Below are 17,377 nucleotides of genomic sequence, written 5' to 3' on the forward strand. Positions count from 1 at the left end.
ATTACAGTTTTTTAAAAAGGGAAAAGAATACTATTAAGAAATGGAGGTCACTTTTTTATGTGGTATCAGCACTCATTCTTCAAGTACGCCGCAGGAGCCGTACTATTACTTACTATTCTTTTTTTGCTAGGAAAAATCGATTACCTGCTTGACTTCCTTTATCTCGTCATTTCAAGTGTCTTCTTTCCCGTATTTATAGCGAGTTTGCTTTATTATTTGTTACGACCCCTAATTCGTTATTTAATCAAGAAAAAGGTACCAAAGTTTGTTGCTATCTTGGGTGTACTTCTCGGGTTAATTTTTTCCATCTCAGGAATTGCAACCCTTGCTGTTCCTATTGTTGCCGATCAGCTGACAAACATAACGGACGATTTCCCTAAAAAAATCGGAGAAGCTACAGAAAAAACAGGAACGATGATCACAGGGTCAAAGAAATCTTTTATCGACAGTACGCAAGTCGCAAAGTTAGCAACACAGCGCCTTGAAAAGTTTACGAGCTCTGTTTCAAAAGATGTTATAGCCCTCGTCACGACGCTGACAAATATTGCCCTCGTGCTGTTAGTAGTGCCTTTTATTCTATTTTACTTATTGCTTGATGATAAAAAGTTCTTTAACTACTTCTTGAGACTTGTGCCGCATCATATGGAACATGATGTTGCAGCGATATTAAAGGATATCGACTCTACGCTGTCATCATACATTAAGGGACAAGTACTAGTGGCTTTTTTCGTAGGTATTTTCATGTATGCTGGTTACTTATTGATTGGACTTAAGTTCGCGCTGGTTCTTGCTCTGTTTGCCGTACTAACGAATGTTATACCGTTTTTAGGTCCATTTATCGGTGTATTTCCTGCACTTCTGGTCGGGTTGATTCAAGACCCTTTCATGGCCATAAAAGTAGCGCTCGTTACCCTTGTTGTTCAACAAGTGGAGGGTAACATCTTATCACCGCAGATTATGGGAAAACAGCTTCGCATCCATCCCCTTACGATCATCTTAGTCGTGCTCATGGCTGGTGCAGCGTTCGGTTTTATCGGTTTACTTTTAGCAATTCCGGCTTATGCCGTTACAAAAACAATTATCAGCAATCTATACCGCATCTATCTGTTATACAATCCACCAGAGTCGAGAAGCAATCTGCTCTGAAAGGAGAAACGTGTCTACCGTGAAACAGCCATTTGTTAAGGATATTACGCTAAAAGATAAAATATGGAATCGTTTTGAATCATGCCGGCCATGGGTGCACCGTTTTGCCCGTGTCGGTTACCTTTCCAAAGGAATTGTTTATGTCATAATCGGAATTCTTGCTTTGATCATGTCCACTGGAAAACACCCGAATGAAGCAAGTTCAAATGGAGCTCTTTATACGATCGCTCAGCAGCCTTTCGGACCCGTATTATTAATTGTCCTCTCCATCGGCTTAAGTGCCTATGCGTTTTGGCAGCTCGTTAAAGCTGTTTTTGATCCAGAGTGTGTCAATCATAGCTGGAAGAGATGGTTTAGCCGCTTAAGTTATTTAATCATTGCTGGTGTATATATCGCGATGTGCATCAGTTCATTAAGAATTTTATTTCGCGCCAGAGCTGAATCTTCAGATAAAACCTATCAAACTCTTTCTGCAGAGATGCTTTCGCAGCCATTTGGACAGTTGTTAATTGCTATTGGAGGGCTCGTGTTTGGGATTATTGGAGTTGTATTTTTGCACCGTGCCTTTTCACACCGTTTCAAGCGTGATTTGAAGAAAAATGAGATGAACAAAAAAGAATGGAAATGGAGCGGGTATATAGGGACGTTTGGAATGGCGGCTCGGGGGATTGTATTTATGATTATTGCGTTCTTTCTTGTGCGAACTGCTGTACTGGCAGATCCTCAAGAGACACGAGGGTTGGATGGAGCGCTGCTTGAACTTTCAGCCCAGCCATTTGGTCCTGTACTGCTCGCAATAGTTTCTCTCGGCTTTGTGTCATACGGAGTATTTATGTTTGCAAGCGCGAGGTATAGGCGATTAAATAGCGGTTAAACAGTGGTTATGTATCGGTTAAGTAGAAAAATCCTTGTCTCTGAATAGAGACAAGGATTTTTTGTGTTTCTGACAAATACAAATTTAATGAATTTGTATTTGTTTGGGGTCAGACCCCCTTTTTGCTTTATTCTTTCGACCACTTTTCAAGCGTCTTATCTGTTGGCAGCATGACCGTTAACAGCCCTAATAACGGCAAGAAGCTGATTAAGAACATCGTGTTAGAGATACTAGTAATGTCCGCAATTTTACCGAGTACTACAGAACCGAGCGCACCCATACCAAAAGCTAGTCCTACAATTAGCCCTGACACCATCCCGATCCTTCCCGGTACGAGTTCTTGAGCATAGACAACGGTAACCGAAAAGCTCGTATTTAAGATAAAGCCGATGACGAAGAACAACGGTATTACAGCCCATAGCCCTACGTGCGGCAAAAGAAGTGCCAGTGGCGCTGTTCCCACCATCGACCAGAAGATCATGTTTCGTTTTCCTAATCGGTCTGCAATCGGTCCACCAAAGAATGTTCCAAGTACGCCTGACGCCATAAAAACGAATAAATAAACTTGAGCTTGCCGGATTGATAAACCGTAATCCTGAATCAAGTAAAACTGATAATAGTTGCCGATTCCCGAAAAATACCACGACCTTGCAAACACTAAAAAGACGAGGAGTGCCATCGCTCCGATCACTTGATTCTTTCTTTTCTGATCAATCGCCTTTTTCTCCCCCGTCTGCTTCTTTACACGGGGAAAATGAACAAGCTGCTTTGCGTACCAGCCTGAAACATAAAACAGCACGAAAATGGCGATCGCCGCTAATGAGGTAAACCACACAGCCCCAAACTGACCGAGCGGAACGAAAACAAGTGCAGTCATAACAGGTGCGAGTGAACTCCCTGTATTTCCGCCTACTTGATAAATCGATTGTGCTAATCCTCGGCGGTTGCCTGCTGCCATATATGCCACACGCGACCCTTCTGGATGGAAAACAGCACTTCCTAGTCCAATACCGATTACGGAGATAATAATAAGGTAAAACGAATCCGCAAATGCAATGCCAAGCATACCTATCAAGCTAGCCATCATTCCAATTGGCAGCAAATAAGGTGATGTCGTACGATCCGTATACCAGCCGATAACAGGCTGCATGATAGACGAGGTGATGTTTAGCGTAAATGCAATCCAGCCTAGCTGAGTGAACGTTAAGTTCATGGATTTCTCTAAAATAGGAAAAATGGCTGGAATTACTGCCTGCATTGAATCATTTAACAGATGGACAAAACTGATGGCAAAGAGGATTGAATAAATGGTTTTCTGCTGAGAAGCCGCTAAGCTTGGCGTCTTTTCTTCTGTTGGCGCTGCCATGCTGCATTCCTTCTTTCTATAAGCTTACTCGTTAAGTAACTACAAATCTATGTAACTTACAATAGATTACCATAATCAACGCACCCAATACTAAAATACAGGATTTCGACACGTATAATGGAGCAAACACCCTAGCACAAATCCTTAAAATCGCGTGGGAAATAAATTGTTTGGGGACTGACCCCCAGACCCCCCAGACCTAAACAAGAAGCCAGCCCTGAAAATAATGGGCTGGCTTCTATCCTTGCATTTATACATTTATCCCTCGGTTTAAACCTTCTCGATCACCTTGTCAATGATTCCATATTTTGTTGCTTCTTCTGCTGACATGAAATAATCGCGGTCCGTGTCTTTTTCTACTTTTTCGATCGGCTGGCCTGAGCGATCGGAGATAATTTTATTTAACAACTCGCGCGTCTGCAAGATACGCTTCGCGTGGATCGCCATATCGGACGCCTGGCCTTGCGTTCCTCCTAATGGCTGGTGGATCATTACTTCTGCGTTCGGAAGTGCATAACGTTTCCCCTTAGCGCCAGCTACCATTAAGACTGCTCCCATTGAAGCTGCCATACCGATACAGATCGTTGACACATCGGGCTTTATAAACTGCATCGTGTCATAGATTGCTAGACCTGCAGTAACGGATCCACCGGGAGAGTTGATGTAGATGGAAATATCTTTATCAGGATCTTCTGCTGCTAAGAATAAAAGCTGCGCAACGATAGAATTTGCCACGTTATCATCAATTGCACTTCCCAGCATGATGATGCGATCTTTCAAAAGTCTTGAATATATATCGTAAGACCGCTCTCCGCGGTTAGTCGATTCAACAACCATAGGTATTAAGTTCATTATTATTTCCTCCTTGTTATGCCGCGACTGCCATCGGGCTTGTGTTTGATGTATGTGGTACATGTATTTTTCCAAATCCTGATGTGATAAAGATGATTTTAGCCGGCTCTTGCTGATTTTCCGCCCCTTCTACCTGTACTTCCGTTTTCATAGGCAATACATTCGACTCATCACCAGCTGCTGCATCTTGTTTAATTGGTGTAACCGTCTTTTTGTTGTCCTTCTTCACGTTGTGCCGCCTCCTTCAGGTTTTGGATACATGGCCATTGAAACATGATACGTTTTAGCATTTTCTTGACTGGGTCTGTGATGCTTTTGAATCAGAGCAGTCAGCATGTCTGTATAGTCTTGCAGAAAAGCATTCCGATTTTTAACACCTGAAAGTGAGAGCTCCATCTCCATTACAGCACTTGGGATTTCTTCTTCGTCCACCTGCTCCATAAGAGAAACTGCATCCCTTTTTATTTTTTCTGTGAGTGATAATACGTGAGCGAGAGCGGTTTGGTCTTGAAGTTTCTTGATCGTTTCTGAAGAAAGTCCTAATGAATCTGATAATAAAAACGACCTTCCGGCACTTACATATAGAACTTCTACAAGATTTCTTACATTCCTTGTTCCCGCACGAACAACAAGCCCTACTTTTTCCAAAGCCTTAAGATGGTAGTTCACTTTTTGAGCGGAATCGTTCATTTTCTTTGATAGCTCTGTCGCAGATTGCGGATTCTTCAACAAGCTTATGATTTCTGATCGGATTGGATGCAGAAGGGCAGCCGCTTGTTCGGGCTCTGTGACGATAAAAGTTTCAGGCATGCTTCGATTCCTCTTCACTTTCATCACCTCACTTTAACCATATTATTCTTACATAAAAATTATTCTTTACGTAAAATCATTTTATTACGTCACCCTTCATTATGTCAAAGAATTTAGCAAAATATACGTTTGCCTATTAAGGACATAAAAAAACAGACTGTCCTGTAACTTCCAGCCTGCTTTTCTTCGCTATAAAAGCGGTATTACACCTAGTATCAAGAAGATTACCGCCATTCCTGCATTTAACCAAAATTCAGTTTTTTGATTAAATATCTTTCGTTCTACCGCACGAAATAAAAAGATAACCGTTAAGATCGAAAACAATACGGTGGGGCTCTCCCACGTTTTTCCGTTATAGATGGCGAGCAGCAGTCCAAGGAACATGAGCACCATCTCCGTATACACCCAGTGTTTTGGTCGTTTTTTCATCAAACAAAAGGCCCCCTTTCACCGGTTGATAATACACAGTGTACGGTGCAGAGGCCTATTCGGTGCTTATCTTTATACAGGTTTTCCTTGTTTTTCCTTTACCCAGTTCCCTGATGGTGTATTTTTATGAAGGACACGCAGTATGATCCATCCTAGCAGTCCGCCAATTACAGAACTCAAAAGGAAAGGTGCTACAAAAAAGAACGCTCCTGTTTTGGAACCTAATAAGTATGTAGCAACAGGCACTGCCACTAGAGCTCCAATTATGCCCGTCCCTATCCATTCTCCGATTGCAGCAAAAAAATATCTTCTTCCCTTCATATAAAAATACCCCGCTGCTAACGCTCCAATCATGCCCCCTGGAAAGGCAAGCAATGAACCGACACCAAACAAATTGCGCAGTAAACCTATGCTAAACGCGACCACCATAGCTGGAAACGGTCCTAGTGTTACACCAGCAATAACATTAATCGCATGCTGAACTGGAAAAGCTTTTGCAACACCAGCAGGAATCCAAAAAACATGAGAAGACAATGTACCGATCGCTACCAGCATCGCCATAAGAGTAAGTTTCTGAACAGATATCTTCACTTACTCACCTCTCTTCGCTGACTGAATAACATCAATCATTTTCCTTGATGCTTCTTCAGGGTTATCCATACCGCTTATTGCCGAAATAACTGCGGCACCATCAGCACCAGCCTGAATCACCTCATTTGCATTGTCAATCGTGATGCCACCAATTCCAACAAGAGGCAGGTTGATATTATTCATGAGAAGTTCCTTGATTAGTTCTACACCTACAGGTTCTTCAGCATCCTCTTTTGAAGCAGTTTGATAGATTGGACCAACCCCAAGATAATCTGCACCATGTGAAACGGCATCTTCCGCTTCTGCCAGTGTATGAGCAGAAACACCAAGAATTTTACCTTTTGTTTCATGCCGTATTGTATTTAAGTCTCCGTCTTTCTGTCCCACATGAAGTCCATCAGCATCGACTGTTTTCATTAACTCCAAATCGTCATTTACGATAAAAAGCACTCCGTGTTCTCTGCAAACCTTTTTTGCACGAATAGCTATTTCAAGACGCTTTTCACCACTTAAACAGTTCGCTCCTTTTTCCCTAAACTGAAATGCAGTAATACCACCTCGAATCGCTTGTAAAAGAATGCGTTCAAAAGCTGCCGGCGAATTACAGTTCATCGTTCCAGCCACAAAATAAAGGGAAAGCTGCTGTTTTATCTCTACATTTAAAGAAGTCCTCATATTCTTGCTTCCTCCGTTAAAGTGTGATCTCTCCAGTTGATTGAACCTTGCCAGATTTCGGGCGTGCTCTCTAATACAAACAGCTGATCAATAAGGTTCTGCTGAAAGCTCCCCGGTCCCTTTGCTGTCTTTACTGCTTCCTCAGCTGCTTTTGTGAGCATGAGAATCGCTAAAGCAGTCCGATTCAGAATGGAAAGTGTCTGGGTGCGTGCCTCTTTTCGATTCGCCTGATATAAAGCCACCATGGAGGTTGCAAAGCAGCCAGTACCAGTAACAAAAGCTAGCATGGGATCACCATGAGAAAGTATTATTGATTTCTCACCATCAGAAATGACATCTTTCTCTCCTGTCATCGCGATGAGACACCCCGTTTGTTTCGCAGCCGCCGAAGCAAGTTTGATCAAGTCTTCTTCAGAGCTTCCGAGTCCACCAATTTCGCCATCAACGCCCTTGCCTGTCCAGTCTCCTTTAGCAAGAAATTGTATCTCTGCAGCGTTTCCGCAAATTGTCAGAATTGTTCGGGGCCAGACCCCCTTCAATTGTGAATATTCTGATAATATCTCATTAACCACTTCTTGGCGGAAAGCGGACAGTCCTATTCCTACTGGATCGAGTACTACTGGTACTCCGCTCTGCATTGCTTTTCTACAAGCTAGAATCATAGACTTGGCAGTTGGTTCATCGAGCGTCCCGATGTTCAGGACAAGTGCATCTGCAACCCCTACAGCTTCTTCCACTTCACGTGCGTCATGAACCATCATTGGGCTTCCTCCAGCTGCTAGTACACCATTTGCAAGGAAATTCATTGTAACGTTATTGGTAATGTGATGTACTAGCGGCTTTTCTTTTCTAACGTCAGCTACAAACGCCTTCCATTCTTGAACTCTAGTATTGTTCATGTGCAATCCTCCTATAAGCAAAATGATTAACTGGTCCATGACCTGAACCGACTTCTATCCCATGTGCTATTGCGTTTTGAATAAACTTCTTCGCATGCTCAATTGCACTCTCAGCTTTCTTCCCGTAAGCCAGCTCTGCTGTAATGGCTGCAGAGAAGGTACATCCTGTTCCGTGTGTATTTTTCGTGTTAATACGCTTTTCCACAAGTTCAACCCTCTCAACACCGTTATACAGAAGATCAGAAACATACTCCCCGCTGTCGAAGTGACCGCCTTTTATTACGACATAATCAGCACCACCATTAAACAGCACTTTTGCCGCTTCTGCTCTTGCTTCCTCACAATCTATCTTGATCCCTGTTAAAGCTTCTGCTTCAGGAATGTTAGGGGTGATGACTTTTGCAATCGGCAGCATATACGTTTTCATCGCATGAATTGCTTCCTCTCCTAAGAGAGTGGCACCGCCTTTTGCGATCATGACCGGATCGATAACCACGTTGTTCCATCCAAATTTTTCAATATAATAAGCAGTTCTTTCGATGTACTCTCCGGAAAACAACATGCCTGTCTTTACAGCATGAGGTTTCAAATCACTTCCAATCGAACGCAGCTGAGCCTCTAGTCCCTCTAACGAAACAGGAAACACCCCTTGAACGCCAACCGTGTTCTGAGCCGTTACTGCTGTAATAACAGACATTCCATAAACTCCAAACTCTTGGAACGTTTTCAGATCTGCTTGAATACCTGCTCCTCCACCGCTGTCTGATCCTGCAATGGTCAGTGCTTTACTTACTTTTATCAGCTGTGCCACAATATCGCCTCCTTATTACATACAAAAAGCCACCCGCAAGATTATTAGCGGGTGGCCATTACAGATTCATTAGCATTTGCATGAAAGAGAAGCTTGTAATCATCCACACCGCTTCCCTACGCCAGTATGATCTGGATCAGGTTCAAAGGGTCGAAGGCTACAACCTTCTCTCAGCTTTTTTATAAAAGCACCCCTAGCGGAAATGACTATATTGAATTAATTCCATCCTACCCACACAGTGTTCTAAATGTCAACGTTTTTTTCACTTAAGTGTTTCAAGTGTGTTTAAGCACCTTCAATTACGGGGAAATAGTAATTAACACACAATAACAACATAAAAAACACAGAACAAAAACATTTGTAACAAAATGGAGAATTAACAGAAATAAACATGACAAATCATTAACAAATTTACCAAAAGGTGGTGAAAAAGCGGTACATTGGAATGATTCTTAAAATTTTTTCAGAATTTTCAAATAAAATGGTTGTCATCGAGCACCTTGCTCAGTATACTAGTAGAAACCTAGAAACATAAAAGGTTAATTGGATAGGGAGATAATATAAGGAGGGAAACAGGATGAAAGACAAAAACACTTCTTTTAACAAAAACCAAAATGAGATGGTGCAGTACAAGCAACAAAAAAGAGACCCATTTGCCTTCAGCCTTATTGCTCAAATGGTATTGGATGAGGCCCTTCACAATTATTACAAAGAGTATTATGAAAGAGAAATCGACAATGCCTTAGATACAAAAGATAAAGAACGCTTTATGAAACTAACCTCAGAATACAAAGCGTTTCTCGGTTAAGGCTTCTTAAACGGTACACCTTTTATCAAAAGGTGCCGTGAAAGCCAAAACACCCTTTCAGCTAACGGATCGATATCCGCGCTGCAGAGGGTGTTTCTGACGTGCCCGTTAACTGACACTTATTAAAAACTCAATCAATCAATTCAACGTTGTCGGGGATTCCGGCTTTTTCTTTTGTGCTTTTTTCCTTTTCCACCATACCCAATATAGGACCGCGATTACAATTAGCCATAAAGGAGCTAGACCAACCAACGCAACGACTACAAAGGAGACCGCTGAAACCAAAAAATTCACAGTTTCCATAAACAGCATCTTCGTTTTTGCCCACGTATTCAATTCTTCTGTCTGAAACTTTTCTGCTTTTAAATTTTTCACTTCAAACTGTATCGTTACTGTAGAGTAATCACTTTGATTTTTCAAGAAGTTTAATCGTCCTTCAATCTGTTCGATCTCTTCCTGAACGGAAGCAAGGTCAGCTGATATTTTTAATAAGTCTTCTGTTCTCTGTGCATCCTTCATGAATGATTCCAATCGGTCTCTTACTTGCTGTTTTGCTTTTAAGCGGGAAGAAAGATCTACATACTCTTCTGTAACATCTTCTCCCCTTACATTTTCGTGTGGTGTTCCTTTACTTAATTTTCGAACCTCACCTAAAAACGTTCGAAAACCATCCATTGGAACCCGGACAACCATCGTGCCAGATTCATACCCCTTCTCACCTGCACTTGTATTCGATTCCACGATATAGCCGCCCTTATTCTCAACCATATTGCGAACCATTTCCATCGTATTCTGCAATTTATCAACTGAAATCTGCATGTCTGCGTTATAGATGACTTTTCTTTGATCTTTAATCTGTTGCATTTTATCTCCACTAGTATCCGAATCAGCTTTCGACTTTCCTTCTTCTGAAGCATTTTCCATCTTTGCATCTGAACTGCCACCGGCAAAATCTTGATCGCTAGCCATCTTGCTTTCAGACTTATCATTGCTGCTGCACGCGCTCAAGAGGAGCACGGCGATAAATACCCACACTTTCCATTTTTTCCACATATCGTATTTCCCCCTTTTCACCTTAGACGCTTTAAAAGAAAAAAAGGTTTCAACCCCCATAAAACCTACCTATTTAATGTTTTTTTCTCATCTCGTTTTATGATAAAATGTTGTCTGATGATATGGAAGTATGAAAAAAAGCCGATTTATGCTAGTATGTACAGGATAAGTAAGTGGTTTACTGGAGGAATAGCATGTCAATGATAGGAAGAAACGATCCGTGCTATTGTGGCAGCGGAAAAAAATATAAAAAATGTTGCTTACATAAAGAAGAGCAAACACGCGAAGTATCCTTCCACCAAGAAGGACTCATTAAATTCGCGCTTGAGAACTTTCAACAGGACTTAGCAGCACGCACATCACAATATGTTAAAAAGTATCCTGTTGCCAAAGACCAAGAACAAACATACGCAAATATCGCGGTATGCTGGGAAATATTCTGCTCAAAAATTCAGGATGGAAAGACGCCTGTTGAACTTTATGTCGAACAAGTAAAGAGCACGGTTAAACCGGAAGTTGCAGAAATTCTGGCTGGTTGGATAACAGCAGCACCTTCTCTTTATAAAGTTTTGGAGCAAAAAACAGGGTTCATCTTTACGGTTCAGGATATTTGGTCAGAGAAAGTATTCGATGTAACCATCAATGCTGCTGAAAAACCAAAACAAGAGAGTGCACTACTCGGAACACTCGTTTCAAACGGCATCAACCACGAATTTTATGTTGGTTATGTAGAAATGCCAATGTCCGAACTGCCGCCTTTAAAAGCAGCCGTGGAAAAACTTCACCCTCTAGCTGATGCTAAAGAAATTTTCCAAAAAGAGTTCCCAGCTGTTCTTCAGCTCTCTTTAATTGATATTTCTGAAGGTGTTCCTCAACCTAAAGAGGATAAGCCTGCTGATGAAGAGAAAAAATCCGCTGTTAACGAGAATGAAAAAACAGTGGAAGTTTCCGATCAACAGGAAGAAAAATACACAGCTGTAACGGACCTTGTCAAAGCAAATGCTGAAACAGAAGTAATTGAAGAAGCTGAAAAACTTTGGAGTGAATATATCACAGAGTCCAAGCCAGCGATACGAAAAGAAGAGATCTATGCAGCAGCGCTAGATTATCTCGTATCAAAAGATATTAGGGGAATCGCTTCTACTCAAGCTGAAACAGCTAAAAAGTACGGCGTTTCACCTGCCAGCCTTTCATCACGTTATCGCGAAATGAAAGAACTATTAAGCGTATAAGCCATCATACTTTTTATTACCCGTCAGGAATTCCTGGCGGGTTTTTATATGTAAAAAAACAAGACCCCTCTTATAAGGAGTCTTGTTTTTGATTGCGCTGCAGCCAATAGTAAATGGGTAAACCTGCAACTGTAATGAAGATCGCTGTTAAGCTGTCGAACGGATCGTTCAATATCGTTGCTCCAACAATGTATACAGAGCCTAAAATCGCAAAAATTGGGACAATAGGGAATAACGGCACACTGTATACTCTTTTTTGGTCTTTATGTCGTTTACGCAATTTGAACACCGCATAAAACGCGAAGATGTAAAAGATATAAACAGCGAAGATCGCCATCTCTGAAAGATAATCAGGATCTGTGAGCAGCATCATAATGATTGCAATGACCACTTGTAAATAAGTAGCAACAATCGGAGTACCGTACTTATCGCTTACTTTGCTGAAAACATGCGACAGTGGAAGCTGATTACGCTCAGCCATCGCAAACGGCACTCGCGGAATCGTTAAAATTTTTCCGTTTAAGCATCCGAAGATGGATACGGCAATACCAACAGCGATTAATTTTCCACCTAATGGACCGAAAAGAATGGTTGCTGCTGATGCTGCTGAGTTCTCGCCAAGCCTCACGATCTCTGAAGCTGGCAAAATGTGAAGCAATGCAATGTTAACGAGCAAGTATGCTGCCATTACGATTAATATGCCGCCGATGATTGCTTTCGGCAACGTTTTACCAGGATCCTTCATCTCTCCTGCAACAAAACCTACCATCAGCCACCCATCATATGCAAAAAGAGTAGCTAAAATGGCAGCACCCATAGAGATTTCTACTACTGCTCCGCTTGACGCATCTAAAATTTGTTCATTCCCTTGCCAAATACCGAAGACAATTATTAAAGCAATCGGGACAAGTTTGCCTAACGTAAACAGATTTTGGACGAAACCTCCGTACTTTGTACCAAAGTTATTTACAATCGTAAGAAAAAGAACCGTTCCAATACCGATCCACGGTCCAAACGACTTTTCCCATGAAAATAAATTTACCATCAATGAACCGAAGTATAATCCAAGAGCACCAATGACTGCAGGTCCATAAATAACCGTCTGCACCCAGCCGCTAAGATAACCCCATAGCTTGCCGTAAACTTCTTCCATATACACATAAAGTCCACCTGTCTTAGGGATTTGTGTGGCCACTTCAGCAATCGTTAATCCGCCTGCTAATGTGATCAATCCCCCTAGTGCCCAAGCTAAAAGAGCAAGGTTTGAGTTACCTGTGTACTCAAGAACACTTCCTGGCTTCATGAAAATACCCGAACCAATTACCGTTCCTATAACGATGGACATGGCTACTGAAAGCCCAATGTCTTTTTTCAATGCTGCTTCTTGATTCATGCTGTGTCCACTCCTTAAAGAAAACCTGGCTGACGCTTAGTGTAGCGTAGCCTTCATGGCTCTAAACTTGCTGATGCGATGAAAATTATAGTTAACTTTCAGATGCGATAAGAAACGTTTGTCCATCTGAAAAAGACTATTGTCACTTTAACATAAACAAGCTGAAAATGTCACTACCTACCAAAATAGACAGCCAATTCAGTTTTTTGCAAAGGTTTTCTTTAAGGAGCTTAAAGGTTTAAAGCTCTTTCCGCCTCAGCAGCTGCTTTTTTATAAAAGCTTTTTCAATCATGCTGTTGAGCTGCCGTTCGAGATCTTTTCTAGCTAGCGAGTCTGATTCATTTCTGATTTTGTTTTTCAGTTCACGAATCATAAGTTTTTCTTCTGATGTAAAATGAGAAGAATGAAGTATTATAATCACCTCATTTCCTTATTCACTTGCGAAAACGCCTTTTTATAAAGAATAATGAAAACAAACGGGTTCAGCATGATGTTTGTAAGTAAATCTGACACTCTTTTTGATGAGGACAAGAAAAAGACCTCTTGGGTTGAGGTCTTCGTTTAGAGGAGTATAAAATTTTTATTCTGCTTCTGATTGTGTTTCTTGATCTGAACTGGCAATAATGATCTTAACCCCTTGCTGTTCGATAGCAGAAAGGTGATCTCTTGGTGCTTCATCATCCGTAATAATCAAATCGAGATTAGACGCAGGTCCAACATTCGCAAACGCATTAACACCAATCTTGTAATGCGGAAAAACACCGATTCGCTTGCGTGACACTTTCCCCACTGCGCTCATAAAAGCAGCAACTTCTGGATTTGCCGTGCTGATTCCGCGATCCGAAATACCTCCGCCTGTAGCGAACGACAAATCAAATGAATATTGACTGATAAGACTGGTAACTAAAGCGTCAGTCATGTTCCCTGATTTCTTCACTTTTCCTCCAACTACGTAAAGTTCAATATTCTCTTTTTCCCGGAGTACATCGGCTGTTACGAGTGAGTTTGTCACAATGGTTAGTCGGCAGTCTGGCAATTGTTTTAAAATCTCATGGTGCATCCCGCCACCGCTGAGAAAAATCGTGTCATTTTCATGAATGTATTTTACCGCTTCTCTTGCTATTGCTCTCTCATACATTGATCCTTCACCAAAGCGTACCTCGTTGGATGCAGGACCCTTTTTCACTTCAGTTACAGGAATTGCGCCGCCATGCGTTCTTTTTAAAAGTCCATTGTCTTCCAATGATGACAGGTCACGGCGGATGGAATCGATTGAGACTTGGAGGGCATCTGATAACTCTTTTGCAAGCACACGGCCTTCATTTTTAAGTAATTCTAAGATCTTTTCTCTTCTTTCTTCAGAAAACATAATATATTTCCTCCATTACCTCTTATTTCCACGTGGTACATTCATCATATGCGGTATTATGCTTGTTTGTCAAATATTTTTTGCATGTTTTTTCCTGTTTTGTATTTAAACAAGCAAAAACAAGCATGTTGATCACGCTGGTTTTTGCTTGTTTAAAAGATTCATAACGGCTGAAATGAACAATCACATAATTTTCAACAATAATCACATAAAAAATGAACATAATCACATAAAAAATGAACATAATCACATAAAAAATCGAAGCAATCACATAAAAACAACTTACCATCACATAATTTTTCAAAATACTGCATTATGTCTTTCTGACAAATACAAATTCATAAATTTGTATTTGTCTGGGGTCAGACCCCCGCATTAGTCCTCCACCTTAATCAGAAACAAACGCTCGTGGAAGCGGCCTTGCTTTCTTGCTTTTTCCTGCCGAATCTCATCTAGTTCGCGTAATGTGAGGTCGTGCACTTTCGTTAGCGCAATTAAGATCTCAAACAGCTCTGCCAGCTCTTCAGCTGCATCCACTTCATTACCAGCCTCACGATACTCCTTCACGCCTTCTGCAAGCTTTTTCTTCAATTCACTCTCAAACTCCTGATTTCCCAGAATTCGAAAGGTGCCTTTCTTCCCCGCCTGTTCGAGCAGTTCAGGTATTTTATCACGAACTAATTTATTGTAATACACCATTGGCTCTTTTCCCTTCCAACAATTTCACAGCAAACGGTAGAACATACATCCTATAGAAAACTATATTCAGTCCTTTAGTTTTTTAGCCGAAATTACTACTAAAAATAAAAGAGCGATCATTCCAAACACAGGATATAAATAATGAAGAAGCTCTGAATAGCCTACTTGACTCAAAAGATAGCTGCCAGCCATTAAAACAAGGATGATGACTTGATTGGATAACCTTACATTTTTACGCAGAGTTCCAGCCAGTCCGAATATGTTTCCTATTAAAGTGGAGAAAATCTCACCATAGATCACAAAAACAAAAATGTAATGTACTGCTATTCCAAGACCGCCAACGATTTCGGCAATCGGTATTTCATAACTTAAAACACGGGGAACGGAATACAGCACGTATTGGCTGTTTAATAGAATGAACGTTAAGCCTAAACCGCCTAAGAAGCCTCCCCACTTGATTACCGATTCGTCTTTGGCCTCTCGGGATAACGGGACAAGAACAGCTTGGGCCAACGTTAAATTAAAGGCAGCATAAGCAAAGGGACTAACAACCCACTTCCAATGATCAACAAAATCACTTGCAACGAAAAGCTGTCTCCCACCTGAAAAATCAATCATTGAAATAGATAGACCTACGGAAAACAAGATCATTACGGGCACAATCAATGAATTTGTCCAAAGAATACCCTCTATTCCCCGCTTCATCACCAAATACGTTATACATAAAGTCATAATAATTCCTGCTTGAAACGGCAAGTGCAGCTGTTCCCAAAACAGCGCTCCAGCACCTGATAACATGACACCTGTTACACCAAAAAGCATAATGAGCATCAATACGTTTACGACTTTAGATACAGTTGGTCCGAATAAATACAGATTCATCTCATCAAAAGACGATGCGCCGAGACGTTTCGCCATGATCATTAACTTTGTACCGATGAAAATAAATAGGAAACCGCTTATTAGAATACCTGCAAACCCTGCTGAGCCATGTATCGTAAAAAATTCTACGATCTCTCTGCCCGTAGCAAATCCAGCACCTACTACCGTGCCGATGTAAGTGGCGGCAATCTGTAATATTTGTTTCATCCGTCCACTCATACCCTCACCTCCATGGCCATATCTTTACAAACATATGCATGGACAAGGATTTTAGAAGAAAAGAAAAAACAGCAAGGATCTTCCCCTGCTGCTCTACATTTTTATTAAATTTGCATCGCTCCGTTGCATTCCTGTATGATAACCCGATTCTTCCCTTGTCTTTTCGCTACGTACAGACTGTTATCTGCTCCTTCAAAGAACGCCTGTTTGTGCATACCCGCTCTGTAAGTTTGCAGTCCTACACTGATCGTCACATGTTTTTCTTCGATTTCAGGATGCACAAGATTCTGTACAACTTGCCTTACTTTTTCTAACAACGCGAACGCGTCCTCTTCATTGATATCATTTAATATGACAACAAACTCTTCACCGCCGTATCGTGCGGTAAAATCGTCGGTTGTAACATTATCTTTAATTGCCGCGGCAATCCGCTTTAGTACGATATCACCAATGCCGTGTCCATACGTATCATTGATCTTTTTAAAATTATCTATGTCCATCACGGCTAAGTGCACAGGATAATGGTAGGTTTCAGCCTGAAGCAACAAGACATCCATGTATTCATAAAATGCCATGTGATTGTAGAGACCAGTCAGCGCATCCGTTTTTACTTGCTTTTCCATAATGGTTGATTTCACCATAAGATCTTGATGATCGGCTTGTGCTTTGTTTAAATATTTTGCAATTTCGTAGCCACTGCTCATAATACCGATGCAAATCGCAGTAGACGTAATCAAAATGCATATCATAGAAAGCTGATCCATAAGATCATTCAATTCCTTTGAAACAGGGTGATATGTTGAAATAACTAGATAGATCATCGAGCTGAACACGAAAGACAGCCATACTTTTTTCTTTTCAAAATAAATCGTTGAAATCAGCATCGGAAAGAACAAACTCGTGTACATCACATACATTTCCGAATGAACACTGATTAATATGGCAGAAAACATACTTGCTGCACCGATGATGATGTAATCTACATATTTAGTCTGTTTTCTGAAACTCCATTCCGCAATTAAAGTTGTAAGTATTAAAAGCACGGTCGGCAGAACAATATAGGATATTAAAAATTCCTTAATCGGCCTTAATGTTAAAAAACTATTGATAACCTCTACACACACAGACACAAAGATAACAACCCAAAATACATTTAATATTTTCCGGTTCCACGCGATGTGATTTAAGTGTGCAGGCAGGTGTGGTTTACCCAATTCATTCACCCCATCTACACGTTTACAACTTTTATTATAACATTATTTTCCTGAC

The 17,377-nt window shown here is 41.0% G+C and carries 20 protein-coding genes and 1 riboswitch; of the genes, 4 read left to right on the forward strand and 16 right to left on the reverse strand.

Annotation, left to right across the window (positions count from 1 at the left end):
• Positions 1 to 57 precede the first annotated feature (57 nt).
• Together QUF49_RS13260 and QUF49_RS13265 are read left to right on the forward strand one after the other, a co-directional pair.
• The gene (locus tag QUF49_RS13260) at positions 58 to 1,146 is read left to right on the forward strand and encodes an AI-2E family transporter (protein ID WP_289496092.1); all 1,089 of its coding nucleotides are present in this window, start codon (positions 58 to 60) and stop codon (positions 1,144 to 1,146) included.
• A 10-nt stretch (positions 1,147 to 1,156) separates the two neighbouring features.
• Complete coding sequence (locus tag QUF49_RS13265) at positions 1,157 to 2,020, forward strand: DUF1206 domain-containing protein (protein WP_289496093.1); 864 nt, start codon at positions 1,157 to 1,159, stop codon at positions 2,018 to 2,020.
• Positions 2,021 to 2,147: 127 nt separating this feature from the next.
• Here the strand turns inward: QUF49_RS13265 and QUF49_RS13270 are convergent, their stop codons facing one another.
• The 9 genes from QUF49_RS13270 to thiD form a co-directional block, all read right to left on the reverse strand.
• A complete protein-coding gene (locus QUF49_RS13270) occupies positions 2,148 to 3,386 on the reverse strand; it encodes an MFS transporter (RefSeq protein ID WP_289496095.1) in 1,239 nt (412 codons plus the stop codon).
• A 270-nt stretch (positions 3,387 to 3,656) separates the two neighbouring features.
• Positions 3,657 to 4,238 carry an ATP-dependent Clp endopeptidase proteolytic subunit ClpP gene (gene clpP / locus QUF49_RS13275; RefSeq protein WP_289496096.1) on the reverse strand — a complete coding sequence of 194 codons (582 nt, stop codon included), beginning with the start codon at positions 4,236 to 4,238 and terminating at the stop codon, positions 3,657 to 3,659.
• A gap of 16 nt (positions 4,239 to 4,254) precedes the next feature.
• The gene (locus QUF49_RS13280) at positions 4,255 to 4,467 is read right to left on the reverse strand and encodes a hypothetical protein (RefSeq protein WP_289496097.1); all 213 of its coding nucleotides are present in this window, start codon (positions 4,465 to 4,467) and stop codon (positions 4,255 to 4,257) included.
• Complete coding sequence (locus tag QUF49_RS13285; RefSeq protein WP_289496098.1) at positions 4,464 to 5,048, reverse strand: winged helix-turn-helix domain-containing protein; 585 nt, start codon at positions 5,046 to 5,048, stop codon at positions 4,464 to 4,466. Before QUF49_RS13285 ends, QUF49_RS13280 begins: the two co-directional genes overlap by 4 nt.
• A 189-nt stretch (positions 5,049 to 5,237) precedes the next feature.
• Positions 5,238 to 5,480 carry a hypothetical protein gene (locus QUF49_RS13290; protein WP_289496099.1) on the reverse strand — a complete coding sequence of 81 codons (243 nt, stop codon included), beginning with the start codon at positions 5,478 to 5,480 and terminating at the stop codon, positions 5,238 to 5,240.
• A gap of 69 nt (positions 5,481 to 5,549) precedes the next feature.
• Positions 5,550 to 6,062 (reverse strand): energy coupling factor transporter S component ThiW, encoded by a 513-nt coding sequence (gene thiW / locus QUF49_RS13295; RefSeq protein ID WP_289497653.1) that lies wholly within the window; start codon positions 6,060 to 6,062, stop codon positions 5,550 to 5,552.
• Between the two features lie 6 nt (positions 6,063 to 6,068).
• The gene (thiE, locus tag QUF49_RS13300; protein WP_289496100.1) at positions 6,069 to 6,743 is read right to left on the reverse strand and encodes a thiamine phosphate synthase; all 675 of its coding nucleotides are present in this window, start codon (positions 6,741 to 6,743) and stop codon (positions 6,069 to 6,071) included.
• Entirely contained in the window at positions 6,740 to 7,642 is a 903-nt protein-coding gene (gene thiM, locus QUF49_RS13305; RefSeq protein ID WP_289496101.1) for a hydroxyethylthiazole kinase, read from the reverse strand. Before thiM ends, thiE begins: the two co-directional genes overlap by 4 nt.
• Positions 7,629 to 8,441, reverse strand: a complete 813-nt coding sequence (gene thiD / locus QUF49_RS13310; protein ID WP_289497654.1) for a bifunctional hydroxymethylpyrimidine kinase/phosphomethylpyrimidine kinase — start codon at positions 8,439 to 8,441, stop codon at positions 7,629 to 7,631. The genes thiM and thiD overlap by 14 nt, the downstream gene beginning before the upstream one ends.
• 108 nt (positions 8,442 to 8,549) lie before the next feature.
• Positions 8,550 to 8,658: riboswitch (TPP riboswitch) on the reverse strand.
• 372 nt (positions 8,659 to 9,030) lie between these two features.
• Between thiD and QUF49_RS13315 the strand changes: the two genes are divergently transcribed.
• Complete coding sequence (locus QUF49_RS13315) at positions 9,031 to 9,261, forward strand: IDEAL domain-containing protein (RefSeq protein ID WP_289496102.1); 231 nt, start codon at positions 9,031 to 9,033, stop codon at positions 9,259 to 9,261.
• Positions 9,262 to 9,399: 138 nt separating this feature from the next.
• Here the strand turns inward: QUF49_RS13315 and QUF49_RS13320 are convergent, their stop codons facing one another.
• On the reverse strand, positions 9,400 to 10,314 hold the full coding sequence (locus QUF49_RS13320) for a DUF4349 domain-containing protein (RefSeq protein ID WP_289496103.1): 915 nt from the start codon (positions 10,312 to 10,314) through the stop codon (positions 9,400 to 9,402).
• 194 nt (positions 10,315 to 10,508) lie between these two features.
• Between QUF49_RS13320 and QUF49_RS13325 the strand changes: the two genes are divergently transcribed.
• Positions 10,509 to 11,546 (forward strand): SEC-C domain-containing protein, encoded by a 1,038-nt coding sequence (locus QUF49_RS13325; protein ID WP_289496104.1) that lies wholly within the window; start codon positions 10,509 to 10,511, stop codon positions 11,544 to 11,546.
• Positions 11,547 to 11,616: 70 nt separating this feature from the next.
• Here QUF49_RS13325 and QUF49_RS13330 read toward each other — a convergent pair whose 3' ends face one another.
• The 6 genes from QUF49_RS13330 to QUF49_RS13355 all read right to left on the reverse strand — a co-directional run bounded on the left by QUF49_RS13330 (position 11,617) and on the right by QUF49_RS13355 (position 17,322).
• Positions 11,617 to 12,939 carry an APC family permease gene (locus QUF49_RS13330; RefSeq protein ID WP_289496105.1) on the reverse strand — a complete coding sequence of 441 codons (1,323 nt, stop codon included), beginning with the start codon at positions 12,937 to 12,939 and terminating at the stop codon, positions 11,617 to 11,619.
• Between the two features lie 238 nt (positions 12,940 to 13,177).
• On the reverse strand, positions 13,178 to 13,360 hold the full coding sequence (locus tag QUF49_RS13335; protein WP_289496106.1) for a hypothetical protein: 183 nt from the start codon (positions 13,358 to 13,360) through the stop codon (positions 13,178 to 13,180).
• A 159-nt stretch (positions 13,361 to 13,519) separates the two neighbouring features.
• Positions 13,520 to 14,308 (reverse strand): DeoR/GlpR family DNA-binding transcription regulator, encoded by a 789-nt coding sequence (locus QUF49_RS13340; protein WP_289496108.1) that lies wholly within the window; start codon positions 14,306 to 14,308, stop codon positions 13,520 to 13,522.
• A gap of 375 nt (positions 14,309 to 14,683) precedes the next feature.
• The gene (locus QUF49_RS13345; protein ID WP_289496109.1) at positions 14,684 to 15,007 is read right to left on the reverse strand and encodes a nucleoside triphosphate pyrophosphohydrolase; all 324 of its coding nucleotides are present in this window, start codon (positions 15,005 to 15,007) and stop codon (positions 14,684 to 14,686) included.
• 66 nt (positions 15,008 to 15,073) lie between these two features.
• Entirely contained in the window at positions 15,074 to 16,108 is a 1,035-nt protein-coding gene (locus QUF49_RS13350; RefSeq protein ID WP_289496110.1) for a YkvI family membrane protein, read from the reverse strand.
• Positions 16,109 to 16,212: 104 nt separating this feature from the next.
• A complete protein-coding gene (locus QUF49_RS13355) occupies positions 16,213 to 17,322 on the reverse strand; it encodes a GGDEF domain-containing protein (RefSeq protein WP_289496111.1) in 1,110 nt (369 codons plus the stop codon).
• Positions 17,323 to 17,377 lie beyond the last annotated feature (55 nt).

Source organism: Fictibacillus sp. b24 (assembly GCF_030348825.1).
Lineage (GTDB): Bacteria > Bacillota > Bacilli > Bacillales > Fictibacillaceae > Fictibacillus.